Annotated in this window: 22 protein-coding genes and 1 rRNA gene; 11 read left to right on the forward strand and 12 right to left on the reverse strand. The window is 72.1% G+C overall.

The features are described from left to right. Positions 1–50: 50 nt before the first annotated feature. Positions 51–167: ribosomal RNA gene (rrf, locus tag QQ657_RS45970) — 5S ribosomal RNA — on the forward strand. A 510-nt stretch (positions 168–677) separates the two neighbouring features. Here the strand turns inward: rrf and cobF are convergent. Next, positions 678–1,436 carry a precorrin-6A synthase (deacetylating) gene (gene cobF / locus QQ657_RS45975; protein WP_284748716.1) on the reverse strand — a complete coding sequence of 253 codons (759 nt, stop codon included), beginning with the start codon at positions 1,434–1,436 and terminating at the stop codon, positions 678–680. A gap of 78 nt (positions 1,437–1,514) precedes the next feature. On the opposite strand from cobF, the gene QQ657_RS45980 reads away from it, so the two are divergent. Genes QQ657_RS45980 through QQ657_RS45990 form a run of 3 tightly spaced genes read left to right on the forward strand, consistent with a single transcriptional unit; the run spans position 1,515 to position 4,179 of the window. Next, positions 1,515–1,721, forward strand: a complete 207-nt coding sequence (locus QQ657_RS45980) for a heavy-metal-associated domain-containing protein (RefSeq protein WP_284748717.1) — start codon at positions 1,515–1,517, stop codon at positions 1,719–1,721. Positions 1,722–1,726: 5 nt separating this feature from the next. After that, positions 1,727–3,841 (forward strand): heavy metal translocating P-type ATPase, encoded by a 2,115-nt coding sequence (locus tag QQ657_RS45985; protein ID WP_284748718.1) that lies wholly within the window; start codon positions 1,727–1,729, stop codon positions 3,839–3,841. A 56-nt stretch (positions 3,842–3,897) separates the two neighbouring features. Then, complete coding sequence (locus QQ657_RS45990) at positions 3,898–4,179, forward strand: metal-sensitive transcriptional regulator (RefSeq protein WP_257920172.1); 282 nt, start codon at positions 3,898–3,900, stop codon at positions 4,177–4,179. Between the two features lie 200 nt (positions 4,180–4,379). Here QQ657_RS45990 and QQ657_RS45995 read toward each other — a convergent pair whose 3' ends face one another. The 4 genes from QQ657_RS45995 to QQ657_RS46010 all read right to left on the reverse strand — a co-directional run bounded on the left by QQ657_RS45995 (position 4,380) and on the right by QQ657_RS46010 (position 8,415). Then, entirely contained in the window at positions 4,380–5,075 is a 696-nt protein-coding gene (locus QQ657_RS45995) for a CPBP family intramembrane glutamic endopeptidase (protein ID WP_284748719.1), read from the reverse strand. Next, complete coding sequence (locus tag QQ657_RS46000) at positions 5,072–6,340, reverse strand: ABC transporter substrate-binding protein (RefSeq protein ID WP_284748720.1); 1,269 nt, start codon at positions 6,338–6,340, stop codon at positions 5,072–5,074. The genes QQ657_RS45995 and QQ657_RS46000 overlap by 4 nt, the downstream gene beginning before the upstream one ends. A 38-nt stretch (positions 6,341–6,378) precedes the next feature. Beyond that, positions 6,379–7,575 (reverse strand): coiled-coil domain-containing protein, encoded by a 1,197-nt coding sequence (locus QQ657_RS46005; RefSeq protein ID WP_284748721.1) that lies wholly within the window; start codon positions 7,573–7,575, stop codon positions 6,379–6,381. A gap of 120 nt (positions 7,576–7,695) precedes the next feature. Beyond that, positions 7,696–8,415: an MgtC/SapB family protein gene (locus tag QQ657_RS46010; protein WP_284748722.1), complete on the reverse strand. Its 720-nt coding sequence runs from the start codon at positions 8,413–8,415 to the stop codon at positions 7,696–7,698. Positions 8,416–8,525: 110 nt separating this feature from the next. Between QQ657_RS46010 and QQ657_RS46015 the strand changes: the two genes are divergently transcribed. Beyond that, complete coding sequence (locus tag QQ657_RS46015; RefSeq protein ID WP_284748723.1) at positions 8,526–9,191, forward strand: maleylpyruvate isomerase family mycothiol-dependent enzyme; 666 nt, start codon at positions 8,526–8,528, stop codon at positions 9,189–9,191. Positions 9,192–9,311: 120 nt separating this feature from the next. On the opposite strand, the gene QQ657_RS46020 is transcribed toward QQ657_RS46015, so the two are convergent. From QQ657_RS46020 to QQ657_RS46030, 3 genes are all read right to left on the reverse strand, one after another. Beyond that, a complete protein-coding gene (locus QQ657_RS46020) occupies positions 9,312–10,655 on the reverse strand; it encodes a copper resistance CopC/CopD family protein (RefSeq protein WP_284748724.1) in 1,344 nt (447 codons plus the stop codon). Next, the gene (locus QQ657_RS46025; RefSeq protein WP_284748725.1) at positions 10,652–11,224 is read right to left on the reverse strand and encodes a hypothetical protein; all 573 of its coding nucleotides are present in this window, start codon (positions 11,222–11,224) and stop codon (positions 10,652–10,654) included. Before QQ657_RS46025 ends, QQ657_RS46020 begins: the two co-directional genes overlap by 4 nt. 141 nt (positions 11,225–11,365) lie before the next feature. Then, positions 11,366–12,061 carry a winged helix-turn-helix transcriptional regulator gene (locus QQ657_RS46030; RefSeq protein ID WP_284748726.1) on the reverse strand — a complete coding sequence of 232 codons (696 nt, stop codon included), beginning with the start codon at positions 12,059–12,061 and terminating at the stop codon, positions 11,366–11,368. Positions 12,062–12,359: 298 nt separating this feature from the next. Between QQ657_RS46030 and QQ657_RS46035 the strand changes: the two genes are divergently transcribed. The 3 genes from QQ657_RS46035 to QQ657_RS46045 all read left to right on the forward strand — a co-directional run bounded on the left by QQ657_RS46035 (position 12,360) and on the right by QQ657_RS46045 (position 17,451). After that, the gene (locus QQ657_RS46035; RefSeq protein ID WP_284748727.1) at positions 12,360–14,669 is read left to right on the forward strand and encodes a TOMM precursor leader peptide-binding protein; all 2,310 of its coding nucleotides are present in this window, start codon (positions 12,360–12,362) and stop codon (positions 14,667–14,669) included. A 45-nt stretch (positions 14,670–14,714) separates the two neighbouring features. After that, entirely contained in the window at positions 14,715–16,169 is a 1,455-nt protein-coding gene (locus QQ657_RS46040) for a SagB/ThcOx family dehydrogenase (RefSeq protein WP_284748728.1), read from the forward strand. 112 nt (positions 16,170–16,281) lie between these two features. Continuing rightward, positions 16,282–17,451, forward strand: a complete 1,170-nt coding sequence (locus QQ657_RS46045; RefSeq protein ID WP_284748729.1) for a sensor histidine kinase — start codon at positions 16,282–16,284, stop codon at positions 17,449–17,451. A 241-nt stretch (positions 17,452–17,692) separates the two neighbouring features. Here QQ657_RS46045 and QQ657_RS46050 read toward each other — a convergent pair whose 3' ends face one another. Further along, positions 17,693–18,298 carry a response regulator transcription factor gene (locus QQ657_RS46050; protein ID WP_284748730.1) on the reverse strand — a complete coding sequence of 202 codons (606 nt, stop codon included), beginning with the start codon at positions 18,296–18,298 and terminating at the stop codon, positions 17,693–17,695. Positions 18,299–18,529: 231 nt separating this feature from the next. Then, positions 18,530–19,279, reverse strand: a complete 750-nt coding sequence (locus tag QQ657_RS46055; protein WP_284748731.1) for a helix-turn-helix domain-containing protein — start codon at positions 19,277–19,279, stop codon at positions 18,530–18,532. 457 nt (positions 19,280–19,736) lie between these two features. Here QQ657_RS46055 and QQ657_RS46060 point away from each other — a divergent pair, with 457 nt between their 5' ends. Beyond that, complete coding sequence (locus tag QQ657_RS46060; RefSeq protein ID WP_284748732.1) at positions 19,737–19,922, forward strand: hypothetical protein; 186 nt, start codon at positions 19,737–19,739, stop codon at positions 19,920–19,922. A 325-nt stretch (positions 19,923–20,247) separates the two neighbouring features. Further along, positions 20,248–20,853, forward strand: coding sequence for a response regulator transcription factor (locus tag QQ657_RS46065; RefSeq protein WP_284748733.1), 606 nt, complete (start codon positions 20,248–20,250; stop codon positions 20,851–20,853). 75 nt (positions 20,854–20,928) lie between these two features. Here QQ657_RS46065 and QQ657_RS46070 read toward each other — a convergent pair whose 3' ends face one another. Both QQ657_RS46070 and QQ657_RS46075 read right to left on the reverse strand, forming a co-directional pair. After that, a complete protein-coding gene (locus QQ657_RS46070) occupies positions 20,929–23,295 on the reverse strand; it encodes a sensor histidine kinase (protein ID WP_284748734.1) in 2,367 nt (788 codons plus the stop codon). Positions 23,296–23,470: 175 nt separating this feature from the next. Further along, the gene (locus tag QQ657_RS46075; RefSeq protein ID WP_284748735.1) at positions 23,471–23,983 is read right to left on the reverse strand and encodes a DUF899 family protein; all 513 of its coding nucleotides are present in this window, start codon (positions 23,981–23,983) and stop codon (positions 23,471–23,473) included. A gap of 166 nt (positions 23,984–24,149) precedes the next feature. Here QQ657_RS46075 and QQ657_RS46080 point away from each other — a divergent pair, with 166 nt between their 5' ends. After that, on the forward strand, positions 24,150–24,770 hold the full coding sequence (locus tag QQ657_RS46080) for an L-threonylcarbamoyladenylate synthase (RefSeq protein WP_284748736.1): 621 nt from the start codon (positions 24,150–24,152) through the stop codon (positions 24,768–24,770). The last annotated feature ends 30 nt before the right edge of the window (positions 24,771–24,800 follow it).

The raw sequence follows: 24,800 nt of genomic DNA on the forward strand, positions 1-24,800 counted from the left end.
AACACCACACGGCCCTCGTGTTTGTGGGGGGTGTGGTTGTTTGATAGTGTTTCGGTGGTTTTAGCGTCAGGGAAACGCCCGGTCCCATTCCGAACCCGGAAGCTAAGCCTGATAGCGCCGATGGTACTGCAACCGAAGGGTTGTGGGAGAGTAGGACACCGCCGAACTTACGTTGGGGAAGGGCCTGGGCCCGGTTGAGACTTGAGTCTCCCGGCCCAGGCCCTTTCTTTATGCCCGCGGCCGGCCGTGATGCCCCACCAATCACACGTGATGCCCCGCCAGACACGCAAGATGCCTCCCGGCGCACACCGAGCCGACCCTCCAGGTACGCGAGTCGGCCGCCTGGGTACGTGTGTCGTCGGTCCAATCACGCGAGTCGGCTCCTCAATCACGCGAGTCGACCGGTCAGTCACGCCAGTTCCGCCGTCAATCACGCGAGTCACGTCCCGGATCACGCGAATGACGGGCCCGATCACGTCGGCCGGCCCCACCGGCACCCGGTACCGGCACGACCCAGGCCGAAGCCGGCGTGATCAGAGCCGGATCTCGCGTGACTGACCCCGGAACTCGCGTGATCGAAGCCGGAACTCGCCGACGCGGCCGAGCTTCTCGTGTGATTGAAGGGGCATCACACGTGATTGGAAGGGCATCACGCGTGATTGGAGGGGCGACACGGCTCAAGCCGGGCGGCGCAGGAGGTACGTGTCCATGATCCAGCCGTGACGTTCCCGCGCCGCGGCTCGCGTCGAACGGATCTCGGCGGCGAGGGCCGGCGTCAGCGGGCCGGACAGCAGGATTTCGTCCGGCGTCCCGACGTACGCGCCCCAGTAGATGTGCAGGCCCTCGGTGGTGAAGCGGTCGAACGTCGTGTGGGCGTCCAGCAGCACGAACACGTCGTCCACGCCGGAAGGCCAGCCCGACGCCAGCCGGCGGCCCGTCGTCAGCTGGACCGACCGGCCGATCTGGTTCATCGTCGTCCGGTGGCGGGCCACCAGCGCCGAAATGCTGCTGATCCCCGGGATCACCTCGTACTCGAACTCCACGTTCCCGCGCGCCAGCACCGCCTCGATCAGCGCGATCGTGCTGTCGTACAGCGACGGGTCGCCCCACACCAGGAACGCCCCCGTCGAACCGTCCGGAAGCTCCGACAGCAGCATCCGCTCGTAGACCGCCGCCCGCGCCGCGTGCCAGTCAGCGACCGCGGCCCGGTAGTCCTCCGGCGTACGGTCGCGGGGTGGATCCGCGACCAGCACCATGCGGTGAGGACGGGTGACGAACCGGTCGAGGATCTCCTGCCGCAACCGGACGAGGTCGGCCTTCTCCGCCCCCTTGTCGAGCACGAAGAAGACGTCGACGCGGTTGAGCCGGTCGATCGCCTGCACCGTCAGGTGCTCCGGGTCCCCGGCGCCGATCCCGATCGCGTAGAGCTTGCGCATACCGCGAGTCTGGCGGGGGTCACGACTGAACCCCTACCCCCGATGGGTATAAAGGAAGGGGAACGAGAGGAGCTGCTGATGACCGAAGCGAGCTACACCGTCGAGGGCATGACCTGCGGGCACTGCGCCACGTCGGTCCGCGAAGAGGTCTCCGAGCTCGCCGGCGTCCGAAGCGTCGACGTCGACGTCGAGAGCGGGCGCGTCACCGTGACCAGCGACTCACCGCTGGCCGCCGATGCCATGGCCGCGGCCGTCACCGAGGCCGGCTACCGCCTGGTCGCCTGAGCCCCATGACCACCGCGCAGTCCGCAGAAAGCGTCGAGCTCGCCATCGGCGGCATGACGTGCGCGTCCTGCGCCGCCCGCGTCGAGCGCAAGCTCAACAAGGTCGGCGGCGTGCGCGCGACGGTCAACTACGCCACTGAAAAAGCCCAGGTCAGCTACTCGAGCGAGCTGTCGGTCGACGACCTGCGGGCCGTCGTCGAAGCCGCCGGCTACTCAGCGCGGCTCCCCGAGCCCGAAGAGCCCGACGAGACGCCCACGCTGCGCAAGCGTTTGCTCCTTTCAGCGGTGCTCACCGTTCCCCTGGTCGCCCTCGCGATGGTTCCGGCCTGGCAGTTCGACTACTGGCAGTGGGTCTCGCTGGTCCTCGCCGCCCCGGTCGTGACCTGGGGCGCGTGGCCGTTCCACCGCGCCGCCGCGGTCAACCTGCGCCACGTCACCGCCACGATGGACACGCTGATCTCGCTCGGCGTGATCGCTTCGATGGCCTGGTCCCTGTACGCGCTCTTCTTCGGCATGGCCGGCGAGATCGGCATGCACCACGGCTTCGAGCTGATCGGCCGGGGTATGGCCGGCGACAGCCTGTACTTCGAGGTCGCGGCGGCGGTCACCACGTTCATCCTGGCCGGCCGCTACTTCGAGGCCCGCTCGAAGCGCCGCGCGGGCGCCGCCCTGCGCGCGCTCATGAGCCTCGGGGCGAAGGACGTCACGGTGCTCCGAGACGGCGAAGAGCGCCTGATCCCGGTGGACAACCTGCAGGTGGACGACGTCTTCGTCGCCCGGCCCGGCGAGAAGATCGCCACCGACGGCGTGGTCGCCGAAGGCAGCTCCGCGGTCGACGCCAGCATGCTCACCGGCGAGTCCGTCCCCGTCGAGGCCGGCCCGGGCGACGCGGTCACCGGCGCCACCGTCAACGTCGGCGGGCGGCTGCTCGTGCGCGCCACCCGCGTCGGCGCGGACACCCGGCTGGCGCAGATGGCGCGGCTGGTCGAGGCCGCGCAGACCGGCAAGGCCGAGGTCCAGCGGCTCGCCGACCGAGTGTCGGCCGTGTTCGTCCCGGTGGTCGTCTTCGCGGCGCTGGCGACGCTCGTCGTGTGGCTCGCGACCGGCGGGAGCTCCGAGCAGGCGTTCACCGCCGCCGTCGCCGTGCTGATCATCGCCTGCCCGTGCGCGCTCGGGCTCGCGACGCCGACGGCGCTGCTGGTCGGCACCGGCCGCGGCGCGCAGCTCGGCATCCTCATCAAGGGTCCCGAGGTGCTCGAGTCCACCCGCCGCGTCGACACCGTGGTCCTGGACAAGACCGGCACCGTCACCACCGGCCGGATGACGCTGGTCGAGGGCGACGGCGAGGTGCTCCGGCTCGCGGGGGCCGTCGAAGCCGCGTCGGAGCACCCGATCGGCCGTGCGATCGCCGACGCCGCCCGTGAGCGGTTCGGCCCGCTCCCCGCCGTCACGGAGTTCCGGAGCACCGCGGGGGTGGGCGTGACCGGAGTGGTCGAAGGACGCGGCATCACCGTCGGGCGAGCCGAGGGCGACGGGACCACGGTCGGCGTGACGTGGGACGGCGAGGTCCGCGGGCGGCTGGTGCTCGCCGACACGATCAAGCCGACGTCCGCGCGGGCCGTCGCCGAGCTGCGGGAACTCGGTCTGAAGCCGGTTCTGCTGACCGGCGACAACGCGGGCACGGCTCGGAAGATCGCCGCCGAAGCGGGGATCGACGAGGTCGTCGCCGAGGTGCTGCCGGAGGGCAAGGTCGACGTCGTCAAGCGGCTGCAGGCCGAGGGCCGCGTGGTCGCGATGGTCGGCGACGGCGTCAACGACGCGGCCGCGCTCGCCCAGGCCGACCTGGGGCTGGCCATGGGCACCGGCACCGACGCGGCGATCGAGGCGAGCGACCTGACGCTCGTGCGCGGTGACCTGCGGGTCGCCGCCGACGCGATCCGCCTGGCCCGCCGCACCCTCGCCACCATCAAGGGCAACCTGTTCTGGGCGTTCGCCTACAACGTCGCGGCCCTGCCGCTGGCGGCGCTCGGCCTGCTCAACCCGATGATCGCGGGCGCGGCGATGGCGTGCTCGTCGGCTTTCGTGGTGAGCAACAGCCTCCGGCTGCGCCGGTTCCGCTGAACCCCCGGAGGGTATAGTCGGTGGTCAGGGACGGCGACGACGGGGACGGGTGCGCGATGACGGGTTACGGCACGGAGCGGGAGGCCTATCTCAAGCGGCTGCGCCGGATCGAGGGGCAGATCCGCGGGCTGCAGCGCATGGTCGAGCAGGACAAGTACTGCATCGACATCCTGACGCAGGTATCGGCGGCGACGAAGGCCCTGCAGTCGTTCTCGCTCGAGCTGCTCGACGAGCACTTGGCGACGTGCGTGGTCCAGGCGGCCGCGAACGGCGGCGAGGAAGCCGATTTGAAGGTGCGCGAGGCATCGGACGCGATCGCGCGGTTGGTGCGCTCGTAGGTCCCGCGGCCGGCCGTGCGCGGGGAGCCACGGCGGCCGACGGCCGCTCGACCGGAGCGCATCCGCGCCGCGGCAGCGCAGCTGGCATGGGCGCCATCGGCCGGAGCGCATCCGCACCGCGGCAGCGCAGCCGGCATGGGGCCATCGGCGGTCGGCCGGAGTGCACTCGCACCGCGTCACCGCGGCCGGAGTCCTCGCCTTCAGCGCACCAGCACCGCCAGCGTGAGGCCGCCGGCGTTCGTCGTGAAGTGGACGATCACCGAAGCCAGCACTCCGCGACCCGCGTGGCGCCACCAGTGCAGGAAGATCCCCGCCACCCCCGCCGCGGCCATCGCCAGCACCTGGAGCACCACCACCGGCGTCGAGCCGAACACCGCGTGGACCGCCGCGTTGCGGCCGATCGCCAGCGCCGGAAGCGCGTGCCAGAGCCCGAACAGCGCCGCCGAGCAAAGAATCGGTGGCCAGCGCCAGCGCTCGTCCGTCGCGCCGAACAGACCCGGCAGTACCCCGCGGAACGCGATCTCCTCGATCAGCACCGTGCCGAACAGGATCCGGCCGCACGTCAGCCACAGCAGCTGGCCGAAGTCGGGCGTGCCGACCCGGCCGTCCTGGTACACCGTGCGCAGCGAGGGCACCGCCAGCGCGATCCCGAACACCACCGCGATCAACCCGGCTCCGGCGAGACCGACCAAAGCGGGCCGACGGAGCGACCGCAGCCCCAGGTCGGACCACGACAGCCCGGCCGCGCGGGCCAGGGCCACCAGCATCAGCGCCGCCACCAGCCCGCACACCGGGTACGCCCAGCCGGGCAGCACACGGTTGGCCAGCGTGGTGGACGCGGCGAGCGTGACGACCGCCGCGACCAGCGCGAGCACCCGGCGGAGGGGCCAGGTCAAGGGATGATGTCCCGCGAGTTCAAGGCGTCGGTCAGCCGTTCGCGCAGCTCCGCCGCGGTGGCCGCCGGGTCGATCGCGGACGGTGGGGACAGCACCTTCGAGATCACCGTCGACAGGTTCTGGTATGCCGGGGTCAGCGGCCGGACGGCGGCGTCGGCCAGCGCGGCGAGGATGTCCGGCTTCATCGGGAACTTCGCCGCCATCGTCGAGCCGGGGTCGGCCGGGTCGAGCGGCGCCGGGTCGTCGTAGACCGAGCGCGTCGTCGGGGCCAGGCCGTCCTCGATCGCCTGGTACTTCTGGCTCGCCGGGCCGCGCAGGCACAACGCCGCCTCGAACGCCTCCGCCTGGTGCGGCGAATACGTGCTGACCGCGAGGTTGAACCCGCCGATCGTGACGCGGCTCGGGCGCCCCGGCACCACCGACGGGTACCGCGCCCAGTGCACGTGCGCGAGGTCCTGCGGTTTCTCCTTCGCGTAGGACGCGTAGACGTACGGCCAGTTCAGCTCCAGCGCGCCCTGCCCGCGCTGGAACGCCTGCCGGACCTCGTCCTCCTTGGAGTTGCTCAGCGACGGGTCGGTGACGCCGGCCGTGGTCAGGGTCTTCAGCACCTCGAGCGCGCGCACGGCGCCGTCGTCCATCAGCACGGACTTGCCGTCGTCGGACAGGATGTGCCCGCCCGCCGACGCGACCAGCGTGTTGTAGAAGACCACCAGGCCCTCGTACTGGGCGCCGGTGAACAGGACGTCGCCCGGCTTGCCCGCCGCCTTGAGCGCCCTGGCCTGGGCGATCATGTCGTCGAACGTCTTGGGCGGCGACGGCGTGAGCCGGTCGTCGTACCAGAGCAGCTGGACGTTCGTGTGCTTCGTCGCCGCGTACAGCTTCCCGTTCCAGCGCGCGGTCGAGAGCGGGCCGGGCAGCACGTCGCGGGTCGCCTCGGCCTCGGCGGCGCCGGTCCACGGCACCACCCAGCCGGCCTCGGCGAACTCCGGCACCCACGTGACGTCGAGGCCGAGGACGTCCAGCGACGAGTCTTCCGCGGCCAGCCGCCGGACCATCTGCTCGCGCTGGCCGTCCGCGCTGCGCGGGAGCTTGTGGTAGACGATCCGGTAGCGCCCGCCCGCGGCCGCGGTGCAGGTGTCGACGACGTGCTGGAGGTTGTTCTCCGGCGAGACGTACAGGTTGATCGTGACGCCGGAGCCTTCGCCGCACGCGCTGAGGGTGCCCGCGGCCAGCGCGGCGACCAGCGCGATCTTCGTTCGCCTCACGGTCCGATCATGGGGGCTGCCCGGCCGCCGGGCAAGTGTCAGCCCACGGCGTCGGTGAGGTCCGCGGGGGATCGCCGCTGGACGGGCACTCTCTTCGCCATCGGGAGGGTGGCTTCGGGATCGAAGGACGCGGGCCGGTCGTCGAGGGCGACGGCCGCTTCGGTCAGGAGGGAGCGGCAGCCGGTGAGGCTCGCGTGAAGCTTGTCGCGCACCTCGGTGAGGGTGGTGACCTCGCGTTCGGCGGCCTCGACCAGGGATTCGCCCTGCCGGGTCGCTTCGGTGACGAGGCGTTCGGACTCGGCTTCGGCGGTGCTGACCAGCTTTTTCGCCTTGGCGTCGGCGGTGGCGACTTGCCGCTCGGCCTTGGTCTTGGCGGTGGCGACGAGCTCCTTGGCCCGGGTTTCGGCCGTGGCGACGAGGTCTTTGGCCTTGGTGTCGGCCGTCGTGACCTGCCGCTCGGCGGTGGCGACGAGCTCCTTGGCCTTGGTGTCGGCGGCGGTGACCTGCCGCTCTGCCTTGGCTTCGGCCGTGGCGACGAGGTCCTTGGCCTTGGCGTCCGCGGCCGCGACCTGCCGCTCGGTCTTGGCCTTGGCCGCCGCGACGAGCTCTTCGGCCTTGGCTTCCGCGGTGCTGACCAGCTTCTTCGCCGTGGCCCGGGCGGCCGCTTCCTGCTCGGCCAGCTCGCGCATCGCGGTGGCCCGGCGGAGCGTCATCGCGCGGGTGTGATCCTCTTCCTGCTGGGCCCGGCTGTGCGCGGCCGCCTCGTCGAGCTCGCGGCGGCGCTGCTCGGCCGCGCGCATGAACTCCTCGTGCTCGGCGCGCCGCCGCTCCGCCTCGGCCTCGGCTTCGGCGACCAGCCGGCGTTCCTTCTCCGTGAGGCGGACCGCTTCCTGCTCGGCTTCGCGGCGGGTGCGTTCCGCCGTTTCCGTTGCCAGCGTGGTGATTTCCGTCGCTTCCTCGCGGGTCAGCTCGATCATCCGGCGCGAGCGCTCCTGCAGCGCGTCCGGTTCGATCGGGGTGCGGCTGATCCGGTCGATCTTCACCCGGAGCTCACGGTTGTCCTCGGCGAGTGCCCCCACGCGCTGCCGCGCGGAGTCGCGTTCGGCGGTGAGTCTGCGCATCTCGGCCTCGGCCCACGCGACGTATTCCGCGACCTGCGCGCGGTGAAAACCGCGCCACGCCAGGTCGAATCCGGGCTGCGTCCGCGCCACGTCCTCGCCACCGCCGGGGGCCATGCCTCACCTCCGAATTGGATGGTTTCTCCTCGGCCGCACGTTTTCCTTGCGGTACCGGGGAATTCCGGGTGCACCCCAGTGTGCCGCAAACCTGCCCCCGCGCGCTGCCCGGGCGGGTGATCATTCGTCGAGCGGTTCCCCGGGACCGGTGGACGTGCTCCGGACGCCCGGCAGTTCGGCGAGTTCGGCGGCGAGGTCGTAGAGATCACCGCGGCCGTCGAGGCGCAGCGTCACGACCGCGATCCGTTGCCCCTCCTCGGAAAGTGACTCGTGTTCGACGTCGACGTGCTGCACGCTCCAGCCCCGCCCGGTGCAGACGGCGAGCGCCGCGCGCAGCACGCCGTGGCCGTCGAGGTAGCTCAGCTGCACCAGCGGTGGCTCACGGCGGTGCCGCGCGACGAACCGCTGCAGCGGCGGGAAGCCGCGGGTCACCACGAAGTGCGCGATCGTCGTGCCGACGGCGAGGACCGGCAGCCCGGCGCCGCATGCGGTACCGACCGCAGCGGTGAGCCAGATCGTCGCCGCTGTCGTCAAGCCGCGGACGGCGTCCCGGCGGACGAAGATCAGGCCGCCCCCGATGAAGCCGATGCCGGACACGATCTGCGCGGCGATCCGCGACGGGTCGAGCGCGATGTGGTCGTTGCCCAGCAGGTCGGCGAAGCCGTACTTCGACACCAGCATGAACACGGCCGAGCCGACGCCGACCAGGCTGTGCGTCCGCAGCCCGGCGGCCTTCATGCCGGCCTCGCGCTCGAGCCCGATCGCGACGCTGAGCACCAGCGCGAGCAGGACCGGGGGCAACAGGTCCCACTGCGCCGAGGTGGACCACAGAGTGGGCAAGATCACTACCTCCCGAGGTCGTCGGTGTCGGCACGCGGGGAGAACCGCCGGGGCCGTCACCTGGGCATACTGGGCCGGAAGCCCCGATCGTGCCAGGTGAGGTGGGACGCGTGACAGCCAGTCGGCTCGCCCCGGACTTCGTGGGCTACCCCGAGGTGCGGCGCGGCGTCCGCGCCCTGCTGGGCTCCCGCGCCGGCGCGCACCGGCGCCCGGTGCCGGCGTGTCCGGAGTGGACCGTCGCCGACTTGCTGGGGCACCTGATCGCGATCGCCGAGCGCGTGCTCGAGCGCCACGGCGGCACGCCGCCGGTTTCGACGGCTTCGACGATCCCGGAACTGCTCGACCGCTGGGACGACGTCGGCGAGGACCTCGACCGGCGCCTCGCGGAGGCGGGCGGGCGCAGCGGCGAGATCATGGTGATGGACGCCTACACCCACGAGCTGGACCTGCGCGCGGCGCTCGGGATGCCGCCGCCGGTCGAGCACGCGGCCTGGGCACCGAGCTTCGAGGTGCTGGTCCGCGGGTTCTCGGGCTCGGTCGCGGGCCGCGGACTGCCGGCCCTGCGCCTGCGCACGACGGGCGGCTCGGAGTGGCAGGTGGGCGCGGGCCGGCCGACGGCGACGCTGACGGCCCCGGGGCACGAGCTGTACCGGGCGCTGGCCGGCCGGCGGTCGCCGGGGCAGCTGATGGCGCTGGAGTGGAGCGCGGCGCCGGGACCGTGGCTGCCCGCGTTCAGCTGGGGGCCGTTCACCCCGCCGCGGTCGCCGGGCGTCTGACCCGGCCGCCGAAGACGTCTTGAATGAGTCATACAGGACCTCCGAAGACCTGAATGACTCATTCAAGACGTCTGCCGTGGTGAGCCGGACGGGCTAAGCGTCTGACCCGCGCCGGGTGGCTCAGCCGCCCGGCGGGGTGACCGTCAGCATCGCCGCCAGCGCCAGCACCACGACGCTGAGCAGCACCTCCACCGCCACGGCCTGCCGCAGGCGGCGCAGGTCCGCCGTCACCGTCTTCGTCGAGCCCTCCGCCGGGCCGGTCAGGCCCCGGCGCACCGCGCGGCGCGATCGGCTCGCCACCGCCAGCAGCAGCGCGAAGCCGGCGATCTTGAGCAGGACCAGCACGCCGAACCGGGTCGTCCAGAGCGTGGACAGCGACGGCATGATCCGCAGGGCCAGCACGGCGCCGCTGATCGCGATCGCGGTCACCGCGCCCGCCGCGAGGCCGGAGAAGCGCGCCGCGACCGGGGCCAGGTCCTCACCCGGGGCCGGGCGGTACAGGCACAGGGCCAGCTGGACCAGCCCGCCTGCCCAGACGGCGATCGCCCCGAAGTGCACGAGGTCCGCCGAGACCGAGACGAACATGATCGGGTCGGTGACCGGGTGGCCGGTGGCCGAGAACGTCAGCAGCACCAGGAAGCCGGTCACCATGGCCAGGTTCTCGTAGCGGGACCGCAGCCGGTCCGGCAGCCCGGGCCGCAGCAACCGGGGCAGCAGCACCGCCAGCGCGACGACGGCGGCCAGCCGGAGCAGCAGCAGCTTCCCGTAGGCGACGCGCAGCGTGTCCGCCAGCAGGCCGGTGTCGAAGACCGCCTCCAGGTTCCGGCCGGCCGCGTACGGACCTTGCAGCACGAACGTCGCGGCGGTGGTCACGGCCACGAGGCCGATGCCCCAGCGCAGCAGCCGCCGGGCGCGGCCGTCGGTGCGGGCCGCCGGGCGGCACAGGACGGCGAACGCCAGCCCGCCGAGCAGGACGACGCCCAGGTAAGCCAGCCAGCGGACCACCGTCGACGCGAAGTCGACGCCCGCGTCGGTGCCGGTCGCCGCGGACACCGCGCCCGCCGACGTCACGAGGGGGCCGGTGCCGACGACGAACGCGAACGTTCCGCGCACCGGATGGGAGTCGGCCGAGACGAAGGCGTATTCGACGAGGTAGCTCGCGTCCGGCAGGTTCGGCTTCAGCCGCACGGCGACCTGCTCGGCGACGTCGCCGGGCTGGAACACCGGCCCGGAGTCGACCTGCGTGCCCGCGAGGTCGACGACCTTGATCGACCCGGGCTGGATGCCGACGTTCTCCGACAGGGTGACCGACACCAGGGACGGCGCCGCGCTCAGGCGGGCGCCGTCCCCGGGGGTCGACGAGACGATCTCGACGTGGGCCGAAGCCGGCGTCGCGCCGAGCACCAGCCAGCCGGCCAGGAAGACCAGCAGGGCCAGTGCCCGCCGCGCGGTCCGTCCGCTCACGAAGCGGTGAGTGCCAGCGGCTTCTGCCCGCAGACGCAGCCGGTCAGCTCGCGCTCGGCGGCCGAGGCGCGCCGGTGCAGGACGACCGCCACGATCATCGGGATGGTGACGATCGTGTTGTAGAACAGGTGCAGCTCCACCCGCGGCACGAGCAGCTGGATGATGCTGGTGGGCACCTTCTGCCCGGCCAGCCGCCAGCCGGACTGCGCCTGGATGAACAGCAGCAGGTGCTCGATGTGGTGCCAGAACTGGATGCCGAGCGCGAGGTTCCACCACTGCCGCGACCGGCCCGCGAACCCGTGCCGCAGGACCCAGAGGAACACCAGCATCACGAGCGCGTAGCCGTAGTGCAGCCATTCCTGCGAGATCAGCCACGGGAAGGGCATTCCGAGCACGCCCCGCGCCTTCGCGGCCGGCCAGCCGAACCCGTAGATCTGGATGGCCTGCACGACGTGCTCGGCCCAGTGCGCGATCACCACGAGCATGAACACGGCGAGCGCGCGGTGGTGCCAGCGGCTGTTGAGCGGGCCGAGGAACCCGGACGGACGGGCGAGTTCGGACGTCGACATACGGGACCCCAGTTCACGAAGAAGACAGCGTGCGTAGACGATAACCGCTTCCGGAGCTGCTTCCGTTACTCCGGATTGCTGATTGCGCAAGGAAAAAGGGGACGCCCGGCGGATTGCGTACCGCCGGGCGGAGTCACGCGGTCAGCGCACCGACAGCCCGGCCTCGCGCTCGGGCGCCGGCGGGATGTGGAAGAGCCGGGTGAACAGCTCGAGGTGCGCCGGGTCGCCCTCGAGGCGGACCTTGCCGCCGGAGATCGCGTCCTGGGCGGACAGCTTGCCGTTGAGCAGGTCGAGCATCGCCGGTCCCTGCGGCTCGATCACCAGGTCGGCGGCGGGCAGCGAGCCTGCCGAGGCCTTGAGCGCGCCGTCGTCGACCATGGCGTGCACGATCATCTCGCCGCCGAAGTGGTGCAGCTCGTAGTTGACGTGCACGCCCGTGGCGGCCTCCTCCTGGAAGGTCGTGTAGAGCGAGAGGATGGCGGCGTCGAGGGTGAAGACATCGTCCGGCTTCGGGTAGTTCAGCGAACGCGCGCCCCACAGGGACAGGTCCAGGACGATGTGGTCGAGTTCGCAGCCGTACTCGGTGAGCTCGTAGACGACACCGGCCTCCAGCTGGGACAGGACCCGGCGGCGGATCACGCCGGTCTCCTCGAGCTCGTTGAGGCGCGAGGTCAGGATGCTCACGGGGATCCGCGGCAGGGTGTGCTGCAGGTCGTCGAACCGCTTCGGGCCGAGCATGAGGTCACGGATGACCAGCAGCGACCACCGCTCCCCGACGATCTCGAGTGCCCGGGCCAGGCCGCAGAACTGTCCGTACGTGCGAGCAGATGTAGGCATACTCGGGTCCTCACTTGTCTCGGGGTGCCAGACCGGGCGCCGCCGGGCTCGCGCGGGGCCGCGAGCTCGGATACGGTGCCCCCGACGCACCGTGCTGCCACGGGCGTCGCTGTCTACGGTGACGGTTCCCCGCCGCGCGCGGCCAGTGAACGACGCACCGGTGTCCCGTGCGTTTTCCATGCCGGACCATGCGTTTCGCATGACTTCCCCGTGCTCTGAGCACTGGCTGAGTAGACCTCTCGTGGAGCACGATTCCCTTCTCTCGTCCCGCCCAGTCCGACGACCGGCAGGAGGGCACATGCGCACGACAGCGGTGGACGCGCCCGGGGGTGGCGCCACGGATGTCCCGGTGCCGGCGCGCGCCCCGGCGTTCCGGCGGCACCTGCGCGCGGAGGTCCGGGAGGGCAAAGGCGCGTACCTGTTCTCCGAACAGGGCGTGATCGCGATGCGCGGCCCGAAGATCGAGTCGCTGGCGGCGTTGCTCGACGGCACCCACGACCTCGACCGCCTGCTGCGGGGCCGGCCGGGCGGGATGGCGCCGGAGGAGGTCGCCGCGCTGCTGGCCCAGCTGGTCGACGCCGGGCTCGTGACGCTGCGCAGTCCCGGTACCGGCGCCCGGGCCGGCGACGAACGCGCGCTGGCCTACTGGGACGCGTGCGGCGTGGACGCCGACGTAGTCGCCGCGCGGCGGGGCACCGTGCGGCTGACCGCGGTGGGCGACAGCGCCGACGGCGTCGACCCCGGCGCCGTGGAACGGGCTCTGGCCGGGGCCGGGCTCGAGGTGGTCCGCACGGACACCGGCACCGCCGACCTGTCGGTCGTGCTGTGCGCCGACTACCTCGACCCGCGCCTGGCCGAGATCGACGCCGCGCACCGGCGGGCCGGGCGGCCGTGGCTGCTGGCCCGCCCGTCCGGGGCCCAGGTGTGGATCGGCCCGGTCCTGCAGCCCGACGGCGCGTGCTGGCACTGCCTGACCCACCGGCTGTGGGGCCACCGGCACGCCGAGGCGTGCGTGCAGGAGGAACTGGGCCACGCCGGCCCGGCGCGCCGCCCGATGCCCGCGCTGCCGCCGCTGACCTCGGCCGCGGCGCACCTCGTCGCGCTGGAGGCGGCCAAGTGGGTGGCCGGGTACCGCCACCACGGCCAGCAGTGCGTGTGGACGCTCGACTCGCTCGACCTGCAGGGCCGGCTGCACGAGCTGCGCCGTCGCCCGCAGTGCCCGGGCTGCGGCGACCCGTGGCAGGTCGTGTGGCGCTCGACGCGGCCGGTCGTGCTGCAGCCGGCCAAGAAGGCGACCACCGGGGGCGGCGGGCACCGGACGGCGACGCCGGCGCAGATGCTCGAGCGGCACCGGCACCTGGTCAGCCCGGTCACCGGGATCGTCAAGGAGATCCGGCCGGACCCGGCCGCGCCCCCGTTCGCCAACGCCTACCGCTCCGGGCCCAACATCGCCCGCGGCGTCACCGGGATGGCCGCCCTGCGCGCGGGACTGCGCTGCGAGAACGGCGGCAAGGGCGTCAGCCCGCTCGACGCCGAAATCGGCGCGCTGTGCGAGGCCGCGGAGCGCTTCTCCGGCAACTTCCAGGGCGACGAGCTGCGCATCCGGGGCTCGTACGAGGAACTGGGCGAGGAAGCGATGCACCCCAACGCGTGCATGCTCTTCGCCGACCGCCAGTACGCCGGCCGCGCGGAGTGGAACGCCGAGCACGCGAGCTTCCAGCGGGTCGGCGAGCCGTTCGACCCCGCCGCCCGCACCGACTGGACGCCGGTGTGGTCCTTGTCCGGGCAGCGTCGCCTGCTGCCTACGTCCTACCTGTACTACGGGACCCCGCCGGAGAGCGTGGCGCGCGGGGTGCGCGCCGACTCGAACGGCACCGCGGCGGGCAGCAGCCTCGAGGACGCGATCCTGCAGGGCGCGCTCGAACTCGTCGAACGCGACGCCGTCGCGCTGTGGTGGTACAACCGCACGCCGGTGCCGGGCGTCGACCTCGCGTCGTTCGCCGACCCGTGGCTGCACGAGATGACCGCGGCCTACGCGGGGATCGGCCGCGAGCTGTGGGTCCTCGACGTGACGTCCGACCTCGGGATCCCGGTCACCGTCGCGGTTTCGCGGCGGATCGGCGGCCCGCACGAGGACATCATGATGGGCTTCGGCGCGCACCTCGACCCGCGGATCGCGGTGCGCCGCGCGGTGACCGAGCTGAACCAGATGCTGCCCGTCGTGGAGACCGCGGGCCACGACGTCGACGACCCGGACGCGCGGCGCTGGCTCGCCTACGCCACCGTCGCGAACCAGCCGTACCTGCGGCCCGAGGCGGGCGAGCGGATGCGGACCGCCGCGGACTTCCCGTTCGTCCACCGGGCCGACGTCCGCGACGACGTCGAGGCGCTGGCCCGGGTGTTCGGCCACGCCGGCCTGGAGCTGCTGGTGCTCGACCAGACCCGCCCGGACGTCGGGATCCCGGTGGTCAAGGTGCTCGCGCCGGGGATCCGCCCGTTCTGGGCCCGGTTCGCGCCCGGCCGGCTCTTCGACGTCCCGGTCCGGCTGGGGCGGCTCGACGCGCCGACCCCGTACGAGCGGCTCAATCCCTTCCCGATGTTCCTGTGAGAGCCCTGGTGGCTCGGTGTTTCGCTGTTGCTTGAGGAGTTGGCTGTGCCTGCATACCGCCCGGAGGGGATCCCGGAGACCGTCCGGCTCTGGTCCCTCACCGAAGACACCTTGCTGGAGGCGGGCGACGACGACACCCTCGTCGCGATCACCTGGTGGGGCGAGTACGAGCTGGCCGACGTCCCCGGGCCGGTCCGCGAGTCGCTGGGCCGGATGGCGCTCGGGCCGATCTCGATGGGCAACCTCGCGACGTCGGCGGGCGGGGCCGCCGAGGCCGGGGCGGGAACGCTGCGCAAGATCCTCAACCAGCTGTCCGGCTCGGTCGTGCACTCGCTGGCGCTCAACGACGGCCGCGGACCGCTGCTGTCGGCCATCCCGGTGACCCAGGCGCCGGTCTTCCCGGCCGACGCGGTGCCGCCCGGCAGGCTGATCAAGCTGTCGCGGTACTCGGCGATGCGCCCGGACGACGGCGGGCTGCTGCTGGAGTCGCCCCGCGCCCGGTACCGCGTCGCGCTGCTGCGCCCGCCCGCGGTGACCGTGGCGTCGTCGCTGGCCGGGCCGGTGACCGTCGCCCAGGTCGCCGAGGTTTCGGGGCTGGCCGAGCGGGTCGTGGCCGATGTCGTGGCGTTCCTGGTGGCCGCGGGCGTGGTGCTGGTGGCCGACGACTGGGCCGAGTTCGCCGAGGACACTGACACGGACCTGGCCGTCTGGTCGCCCGACGACCTGATGTTCCACGCCCGCAGCCGGACGTGGCTGAAGGGCGGCCCGCCGGACCCGGAAGCGCACCGCGCGGGCGCCGAGCCGCCGGTGGTCAAGCAGATCACCGCCGGCCCGACCTTCCCGCTGCACCGCCCCGATCCGGGGGTGCTCAAGGCGACCGACCCGACGCTGGCCACGCTGCTCGAACACGACCACACGTGCCCCGAGGTCACCGAACGCGCGTTGTCCGCCGAGCAGGTGGGGGAGTTCCTCTTCCGCGCCGCGCGGGTGCGCTCGATCGGGCCGGCGTACCTGCCCGGCGGGCCCGGCCACGAGGCGTCGCAGCGGCCGTACTTCAGCGTCGCTTGCCTGTACGAGCTCGAGATCTACGTCGGGATCAACCGGTGCGCGGACCTGGCGCGGGGGATCTACCACTACGACCCGCTGTGGCACACGCTGACGCTGATCAACGACGACCTCGGCGTCCTGGACGGCATGCTGGACCTGGCGATGATCGGGGCGGGCAGCCACCGCCGTCCGTCGGTGCTGCTGACGATGACCGCGCGGATGTCGCGGATCGCGTGGGTGCTCGGCAGCGCCGCGTACGCGACGACGCTGGTGCACGTCGGCGCGTTGCAGCAGGTGCTCTACCTCGCGGCGAAGGCGATGGGGCTCGCCGCGCACGCGGTGCCGGTCGACGCCGGCGACCGGGTGGACCGTTCGCTGAAGCTGGAGTGGCCCGCCGAGGTCAGCGTCGGCGAGTGCGTGCTCGATTTCCCCCTCGGTAACGCGACCGGTTGAGCGGACGACGCCTCTGCCGTGACCGTTCTCCCTGTTACCTTTGTGGCACTGGGGTGCGGGTGAGGTGGGAGGCGCCGTGGCATATCCGGTTCGGCTCCTCGGACGATTCCGAGTGCGGGTCGCTGCCCCGGCGCGCGAGGAGGCCGGGCGGCCGGACTTCCACGCGCTCGTCGCGGGCGGGCCACCGGCTGCTGCCGCCGCCGTCGCGCTGATGGCGTCGCTCCCCGTCCTGGCCGAACGGCAGTCCTGGGTTTCGTGGCTGCTCGCGCTGTCCGGTGCCGCGGCGCTGGCGGGGGTGCACCTGGCCGCGTTCGCGCACGGCCGTGTCCGCCGTCCCGGCCTGGCGCTGGGTGTTCAGGCCCTGCTGGCGTACTTGCCGATGCTGCAGCTGGGCGCCCTGTGGAGCGCCGCGGGCGGGTTCTTCGCCGGGGGTTTACTGCTGGCGGTCCGGCCGGCCAGGGCGCTGCCCGCGGCCGGTCTCGTGTGCGTCGCGGCGGGGCTCGTCTCCGCCCGGGGGACCGCTTCGGCCGACGCCGGGTTCGCGGCCGTGGCGGCCGCCGGGGTCGCCGCGCTGGTGCTGTTCGGGACGGGCGCGGCGGCGCGGCTGATCGCCGAGCGCGAGGAGGAACGCCGCGAACTGAAGCGGCGGGCGATCGCCGAAGAACGCAAGCGGTTCTCCCGCGACGTCCACGATCTGCTCGGTCTCAGCCTTTCGGCCATCACCCTCAAAGGTGAACTCGTCGACCGGTTGGTGATCGGCCAGCCGGGGCGCGCCAAGGAGGAGCTGGCCGAGCTGCTGACGATGTCGAGGCGTGCGCTGGCCGACGTCCGCACGGTCGCGGCGGGCTACCGCGAGCTGTCGCTGGACGACGAGTGCCGCGCCGCGGCGGCGGTGCTGAGCGCGGCCGGGACCCGCGTGACGGTCGCCCGTTCGGGTACCGGGGACCTGCCCCCGGAGGTGGCGACGGCGCTGGCGGCGGTGCTGCGCGAAGGGGTGACGAACGTGGTGCGGCACAGCACGGCGAGCTGGTGCGCGTTCTCGGTGAGCAAGGAGGACGGGACGGCCTGGCTGGAGATCGTCAACGACGGCGCGGGCGGCGCGGCGGGCGGCGGCCCGGGGTCGGGTTCGGGGCTGCGCAACCTGGTCGACCGGGTGGAGTCGCTGGGCGGGACGCTGGCGACGGAGACCGGCCCGGACGGAACCCACCGGCTCCTGGCAGCGGTTCCGGTGGGCTGCGACGAAGTGCGCCGGCACCGGACGCGGGACGAACTGACGGCGTAAGCGCTTTCCGGCCGGGGTTTCCCGGGCGGTGCGGCATGTTTCGTGGGTGTGACACGCGTGTGTGGACGGTCGACTCGCGTACCCGGATGGTCGGTTCGCGTGTTTGGAGGGTCGACACGTGTGATTGGAGGGTCGACTCGCGTGTTTGGAGGGTCGACACGTGTGATTGGACGGTCGACTCGCGTACCCGGAGGGTCGGTTCGCGTACCTGGGCGGTCGGTTCGCGTGCCTGGAGGGTGGGCTAGAGCCACTCTGCTTCGGTTGCGATGCGGATCGCGTGGACCCGGTTGCGGGCGTTGAGCTTCGTGACCACCGCGGCCAGGTAGTTGCGGACCGTGCCGGCCGACAGGAACAGCTCCGCCGCGATGTCGGCCACGTTGCGCCCGCGTGCCGCCAGCGACAGGATTTCGATCTCGCGCGGGGTCAGCGGGCAGTCGTCGGTCTCCCAGGCGGCCAGCGCCAGCTCGCTGTCGATCACCCGGCGGCCGATCGCGACCGAGCGCACCGCGTTCGCCAGCTTGTCCGACGGCGAGTCCTTGAGCAGGAAGCCGTTCACCTTCGCGTCCAGCGCGCGGCGGACCGTGCCCGGCCGGCCGAGGCTGGTCAGGATCAGCGTGTGGACGCCGGGGAGGCTCTCGTGGATCTCCATCGCCGCCGACAGCCCGTCCTTGCCCGGCAGGTCGATGTCGATGACCGCGACGTCCGGCTGGGCCGCCTTCGCGGCCGGCAGGATCTGGTCGCCGGTGGAGACCTCGGCGACCACCTCGATGTCCGATTCGAGGTTGAGCAGGGCGACCAGGGCGCCGCGGACCATGTGCATGTCCTCGGCCAGCAACACCTTGATCACGACGGTACCTCGCACCCCAGTTCGTTGACTCCCGCCCCAATTGTACGCCATTGCCCCGCCCCACCGGTGTTTCGAAGAAGCGCACCCGGGAATGGCCGCGAATTCTCCGACCGCGCGCGGCGAGTCCGCCGCCTTCCCGGCTGGGCCGAATGGCTGCCGGGAACGTGAACCTGGTGAGTCCGCCGTCCGTGGATTAACGAACGGCGGATTCGGCGTGCCGGAATTGCACGCTCAGACCGCCACCGGGCGGGCCACCGCGGGCTGGCGCAGGTCCGGCAGGGCCAGCAGGACCGGCGGGTCGAAGCCGTGCCGCGGCCGCAGCCGGACGTCGGCCAGGCTCGCCGTGACCCCCTGGTGCACGGTCACCGGGCCGGCCAGGCCCGTGTAGGGCCGCAGGGTGTGGTTGTCGACCTCACCGCAGCCGTAGGCGTAGGTGAGCACGTACCACGAGCCGAGCGGAACGTCTGCCAGTGCATACGGTCCCGGGCCGGGCAGGACGGCGAACCGGGCCGGCGCGCCCTCGGCGATCCGGGCGGCGAACAGCCCGACGAACACCGGTCCGACCTGCGCCGACGGTGCGACGCGCAGCTGGCCGCGCACGGTCGTCCCCGACCCCGGCCGGGTCTGCCGGTCGGCGACCCGCGGGGCCATGCCGCGCAGCTGCCGGTACCCCGACGGCGAGACGCCGACGCTGCCGCTGAAGCGGGCGCTGAACGTGCCGACGCTGTTGTAGCCGACCTGGTGGCTGATGTCGGCCACCGAGATGGCGGTCGTCGCGAGCAGGCGCTTGGCCTCCGCGAGCCGCAGGGCCGAGAGGAACCGGCCCGGCGAGAGCCCGGTGGCCCGCAGGAACACGCGGGTGAAGTGGAACTTGCTGAACATGGCGGCGCGGGCGAGGTCGTCGATCGTGAGCCGCTCGCCCAGGTTGTCTCGCATGGTCACGATGGCGCGTGCCACGGCTTGCCGGACGATCTCATCCATGGTGGCCGTCCCTCCCGGTCGACAAAGCCGCCCGGGCGTCTTCCTGGTGAAGGCGCCTTCGGTGCGGGGATGTGATTTCCTCCAAAACTGTAGATCGGCGGGCGTCTACTTCTTAAGTGCTCTGTGCACCGGTCGGGATGGATTTCACCGGTCCTGGACATGCGTTTTGCACATCGGGTGTGAACCGGGTCCCGGCCGGGAACTCCGGCCATGAGCGCATGTGCGTTTTTCATACCCGAGGTGACGGGTGGAATGCGCACGACAGCGCACAGTGACGGAAATGCCGTGATTCGCGGGTGTCCGAGGTTCTCGTTAGCCCGTTCGGACTCTTAGCCGAAACCGCACGGACCATGTGTAAACCACAGCGCGCCGGTGATGCGGACACTGGCTGATGCTGCGTCCGTTGGCGACGATTTATGGCACGTGAAGCATTCATCTTCGCCACTGGGAGCAGAACATGTCCGCACAGATTTCCGCTGACGTCCGCGCACTTTTCGCCGATTTCGAGATCGAGTTCGAAAAGACGGGAACGGACCTCGTGATCGACCGTTTCGAGCACTGGAGCATCGATGCTTCCGTGGGTGCCGGGCAGCCGCGCCGGGGCACCTGCTTCTGCCAGGTCGACGTCCTCGAAGCGGCTTGATGCGCGTTTGCGCAGTTCTCGACGTCGCGAGCCGGTCACGGCGGGCGCCCAGTGCGCCCGCGGGGGCCGGCTCGTCGCGCGTGGCGGGCCGGGAAGGTCCACAAGCGACCTGGCCGGAAAATTTCCGACACGGGTGACGGGAACTCGGGTGCAGCCGTGACGGCTGGTAGCCGCTCAAGTGCGAGTAGGCATTTTTGACCTGGTCGTAACCCGTGCATGTGCATTTCGCGGCATCCCCGCATAAGTGGTGCCCGAATGGTGCAACCGATTCGTCAAGCAGAATGTTTAACTGAGCTTCTGGGGAATCGTGAGTTCGGAGGCACCCGTGATCAGAGTGCTGGTGGCCGAGGACATGCACATCGTGCGGGGAGCACTGGTGGCGCTGCTTCGGCTGGAGCCCGACATCGACGTGGTCGCCGAGGTCGCCTCCGGGCTCGAGATCCTGCCCGCCGCGCGCGCCAAGCAGGCGCAGGTGGCCGTCATCGACATCGACCTGCCCGGCAAGGACGGCCTCACCGCGGCCGGTGAGCTGCACGCACAGCTGCCGGGCTGCCGGACCCTCATCCTCACCAGCCTGGGCCGCCCCGGCACGCTCAGGCGCGCTCTGGACGCCAAGGTGGGCGGTTTCCTGCTCAAGGACGCACCGCCCGACAAGCTCGCCAACGCCGTGCGCGGCGTGCTGGCCGGCCGCCGCATGGTCGACGGCGACCTGGCGCTGGCCGCCTGGGACACCGTCGACTGCCCGCTGACCGCCCGCGAGATGGACGTGCTGCGGATGACCGCGCAGGGGTACGGGACGGTCGAAGTCGCGGCCCGGCTGTACCTTTCCGCCGGGACAGTACGGAACTATCTCACCACTGTCGTCGCGAAGCTCAACGCCCGCAACCGGGTCGACGCCATCCGCATCGCCGAGGAGTCGGGCTGGCTGTGACCGCCGGAATGGTCCGGACCATGCGGTCTGGACCAGTATCGGTTCGGTCGCTCGCGAGCCGGGATCGGCCGGGGTTCAGGCCGGGACGACCGCGCGCAGCCGGAACCGGCCGTCCGGCTCCACCCCCGCGGTGAGCTGGCCGCCGAGGTCCGCGACCCGGTAGGAGAGGTTGCCGATCCCGCTGCCGGGCGAGGTGTCCCGGCTGCCCGCGACGGCCGGTGCGGGCAGCACCACCGGCACCCGCGCGGCGGACCGGTCGCCGTTGCGCTCGACGCCGTCGTTGATGATGTCGAGGCAGATCCCGCCTTCGGTGCGCCGCATCGCGATCTCGCAGCTCTCCACTTTACTGTGCCGCAACACGTTCGTGACGCCTTCGCGCAGGACGACGGCCAGCACGGTGCGCACCGGCGTCGGCAGGTCGTCGCCGAGCATCTCCATCCGCACCCGGACGTCGGCGGCCACCAGCACGGACTTCGCGGTGCGGGACTCGCTGTCGAGCGACAGCTCGCGGTAGCCGCTGGCCACGGACCGGACGTCGGACAGGGCCTGCCGGGTCAGGCCGAGGACCTCGGTGAGCTCCTCGGCGGCGCGGTCGCGGTCCAGCGGCAGCACCCGGGCGGTCAGCTCGCTCTTCAGCGCGATCGCGGACAGGCTCATGCCGAGCAGGTCGTGCAGGTCGCGGGCGAACCGCAGCCGCTCCTCGGCCAGCGCCATCTCGGCCAGCCGCCGCCGGGTGGCGGCGAGCTCGGTGACCAGCCGGACCAGCCACAGGAGCCCGAACACGGCCAGGCTCGTCATCACGGTCGCGGCGGTGTAGAAGATCGTGGCCGTGATGTTCGCGCCCGACAGCCGCTCGATTTCGGCGTAGGCGGCGATGTTGAGGGCGAAGAACACCCAGCCCGCGACGGGCGGCAGGACCAGCAGCGCGGTGCCGACCAGCAGCCCGGGCAGGCTGACCCACCGGGGGCCGAGCGGCAGCAGCGGGAGGTAGATCAGGCAGGCCTGGACCAGCAGCATCCCGTAGCTCTGGGCGGACCGCAGCTGGGTCGAGGGCCGGTTGAAGTACGAGAACTGCAGGGCCAGCAACGCCACGATCGAGCCGACGACCAGCGCGATCTCCCACGGCCGGGGGGTCAGCTGCAGCAGGTGCGCCGCCGCGCCGATGCCCATCAGCACCATGATGACCGGCAGCAGGCGGCGGATCTCCTTCGACGCGCTTTCCGAACGCTCCTCGGTGTCGTGCGCGGCGGAGGCACCCGGCCCGTCGGGCAGCGGGACCTCGACGCGCAGCCGGAACCGGCCGTCCGCGCCGGCCTTCGCGGTCGCCGAGCCGCCGACCGCCGCGACCTCCTCGGGCAGGACCGTCAGCGCGCTGCCCGGGGCCAGCGCCGGATCGCCCGCCGTCACGCCGTCGTTGACGATTTCGAGGACGACCTTGCCGTCCTGGTGCCGGACGTCGATCTCGCAGTGTTCGACGTCGCTGTAGCGCAGGACGTTCGTGACGCCCTCGCGCAGCACCTTGGCCAGCAGCGTGCGCACCTGGACCGGCAGGTCCCCCTGGTCGAGGTGGATCCGGACGGCGATCTCGGACGCCGAAAGCAGCGACTCGGCCGTGCGCGACTCCTTCTCCAGCGAGAGCTCGCGGTAGCCGTGGGACACCGCGCGGACGTCGGAGAGGGTGCGCTGGGCGGTGGCGGTGATCTCGGCGAGCTCGGCCTTGGCGCGCTCGGCGGACTTGCGCATCAGGCGGGACACCAGCTCGCCCTTGAGCGCGATCGCGGACAGGCTCAGCCCGAGCAGGTCGTGCAGGTCGCGGGCGAAGGCCAGCCGCTGTTCGGCGACCGCGCGCTGGGCCAGTTCGGTGCGGGCCGCGTGCAGCTCGTGGACCATCCGCGCGAGCCGGGACAGCAGGTAGAAGACCAGGACGTAGAAGAGGGTGCCGAACGTGTTGTAGATCGTCGTCGTCGGCTTGGCGTCGAACACCTGGTACACCCCGACGGTGCTGACCACGATCGCGCCCACCGCCGCCCAGCCGTAGCGCGGGGGCAGGATCAGGAGCGCGGCGCTGCCGACGTAGACGAGCATGCTGGCCCACAGCAGGCCGAAGGTCAGCATCGGCACGTAGGCGAGCACGACCATGACGGCGAACAGCACCCGGCTGGTCGTGGCGTCGAGCCGGGCGGACGGGCGGCTGAACCACAGCAGCTGGATCGCCAGCAGCGCGGCGGCGGCCACGACGGCGTACCCGGCCTGCAGGAAGTCGACCGACTCGGGCAGCACACTGACGACGCCGATCACGCTGAACCCGGTGATGACCACGACGATGATGGCCGCGGCGAGGTACGCGGCCAGCCGCGGGCGCCGGTCCGCGGCGGTGGTGCCGCGCGGCTCGGCGGTGACGGACAGCTCCGCGGCCGGCTCGAGCGCGGCGACCGGAGACATCGGTGTGGACCCCCCAGGACTTCGGCGGTGGCCGGAGCGCCCCAGATGGCCCGGCCGGGCCGCGGTGTGCGTTGTGCTGCCGACCGATCCTAACCCACCCGAGCTGCGTTTCCTTGCGCCGAAAAGACGTGGTGCGGGGGCGCGGGAGGACGGCACGACGGCGGCGGGGCGCGGCTCAGCGCCGGCCGGTCGCGGACCCGGCGCGGTCCGGGACGCCGAGCAGGCTCAGGAAGTCCAGCCGGGACAGGGCGACCGACCCGGTGTGCAGCACGGAACCGTGCTCGTGGCTGAAGAAGCTGAGCGCCGACTCGAGGTCGTCCCGGAACTCGCCGCTCCCGGTTTCCGGCAGGCGCCGCGACACCGGGAAGTCCGCGGTGAACGCGCGGCCCGCCGAGTACGTGGCCAGGTCCGGGCCGAAGTGGCGGCGGTACCGCGCGAGCTTGGCGTAGGGCGCGCGCGAAACCAGCACCAGGCGCAGGTCCGGATCGTGCAGCGCGGCGGCGATGTCGGCGGCCGGCACGTCGTCGAACGGGCCGTCGTGGCCGGGCATCGTGTGGTGCACCGCGAGCCGCCGGTGCCCGTCGAAGAGGTCGGCCAGCGAAATCCGCCCCTGCGGGCCCTCGAACGGGTACTTCGCCGCGGTGACGGCCCGGGGCCGGTCCAGCTCCGGCACGGTCAGCTTCGTCATGGCTCGCCCTCCCTGGGTGTGTTCCCCCGAACGGAGTGTGGCGCGCGGGCCGGGGCCGGCCCAGTGTTCCCGCGGGGAACCGCAAGCTGGGAGACGCGCCGGCCATGATCGCCTGGGTTGCCCCTCGCCGTGCCGCTGCAGTGGCCGGACCTTAGGCTCTGCGGTCATGGCACGCTATTTCGACCTGCACCCGGAGAACCCGCAGCGCCGGTCGCTGGGCCAGATCGTCGAGATCCTCCGCGGCGACGGGCTGATCGCCTACCCGACCGACTCGTGCTTCGCGCTCGGGTGCCGGCCGGGCAACCGCGACGGGCTCGAGCGCATCCGCACCATCCGCAAGCTGGACCACCGCCACCACTTCACGCTGGTGTGCCAGGACTTCGCCCAGCTGGGCCAGTTCGTCCACATCGACAACGCGGTGTTCCGCGCGATCAAGGCGTCGACCCCCGGCAGCTACACGTTCATCCTGCCCGCCACCAAGGAGGTGCCGCGGCGGCTGATGCACGAGAAGAAGAAGACGGTCGGCGTGCGCATCCCCGACCACCGCGTCACCCAGGCGCTGCTGGCCGAGCTCGGCGAGCCGCTGCTGTCGAGCACGCTGCTGCTGCCCGGCGAGGGCGAGCCGATGACGCAGGGCTGGGAGATCAAAGAGGAGCTGGACCACCAGCTCGACGCGGTCCTGGACTCCGGCGACTGCGGAGTCGAGCCGACTACGGTCGTCGACTTCTCGTCCGGGGAACCGGAGATCCTGCGCGTCGGCGCGGGCGATCCCACGCCGTTCGAGTGACGCCGGCCGCTTGACGGATCCCCGGCCCGC

The organism is Amycolatopsis ponsaeliensis, from assembly GCF_030182635.1.
GTDB lineage: Bacteria > Actinomycetota > Actinomycetes > Mycobacteriales > Pseudonocardiaceae > Amycolatopsis > Amycolatopsis ponsaeliensis.

Excerpts from the sequence above, each read along its gene's own strand:
- QQ657_RS46035 (WP_284748727.1), top strand. The coding sequence starts at position 12,360 with ATGCGCACGACAGCGGTGGACGCGCCCGGGGGTGGCGCCACGGATGTC.
- QQ657_RS46030 (WP_284748726.1), bottom strand. The coding sequence starts at position 12,061 with ATGCCTACATCTGCTCGCACGTACGGACAGTTCTGCGGCCTGGCCCGG.
- QQ657_RS46075 (WP_284748735.1), bottom strand. The coding sequence starts at position 23,983 with ATGACGAAGCTGACCGTGCCGGAGCTGGACCGGCCCCGGGCCGTCACC.
- QQ657_RS46005 (WP_284748721.1), bottom strand. The coding sequence starts at position 7,575 with ATGGCCCCCGGCGGTGGCGAGGACGTGGCGCGGACGCAGCCCGGATTC.
- QQ657_RS45980 (WP_284748717.1), top strand. The coding sequence starts at position 1,515 with ATGACCGAAGCGAGCTACACCGTCGAGGGCATGACCTGCGGGCACTGC.
- QQ657_RS45985 (WP_284748718.1), top strand. The coding sequence starts at position 1,727 with ATGACCACCGCGCAGTCCGCAGAAAGCGTCGAGCTCGCCATCGGCGGC.
- QQ657_RS46070 (WP_284748734.1), bottom strand. The coding sequence starts at position 23,295 with ATGTCTCCGGTCGCCGCGCTCGAGCCGGCCGCGGAGCTGTCCGTCACC.
- QQ657_RS46025 (WP_284748725.1), bottom strand. The coding sequence starts at position 11,224 with ATGTCGACGTCCGAACTCGCCCGTCCGTCCGGGTTCCTCGGCCCGCTC.
- QQ657_RS46080 (WP_284748736.1), top strand. The coding sequence starts at position 24,150 with ATGGCACGCTATTTCGACCTGCACCCGGAGAACCCGCAGCGCCGGTCG.
- cobF (WP_284748716.1), bottom strand. The coding sequence starts at position 1,436 with ATGCGCAAGCTCTACGCGATCGGGATCGGCGCCGGGGACCCGGAGCAC.
- QQ657_RS46060 (WP_284748732.1), top strand. The coding sequence starts at position 19,737 with ATGTCCGCACAGATTTCCGCTGACGTCCGCGCACTTTTCGCCGATTTC.
- QQ657_RS46055 (WP_284748731.1), bottom strand. The coding sequence starts at position 19,279 with ATGGATGAGATCGTCCGGCAAGCCGTGGCACGCGCCATCGTGACCATG.
- QQ657_RS45990 (WP_257920172.1), top strand. The coding sequence starts at position 3,898 with ATGACGGGTTACGGCACGGAGCGGGAGGCCTATCTCAAGCGGCTGCGC.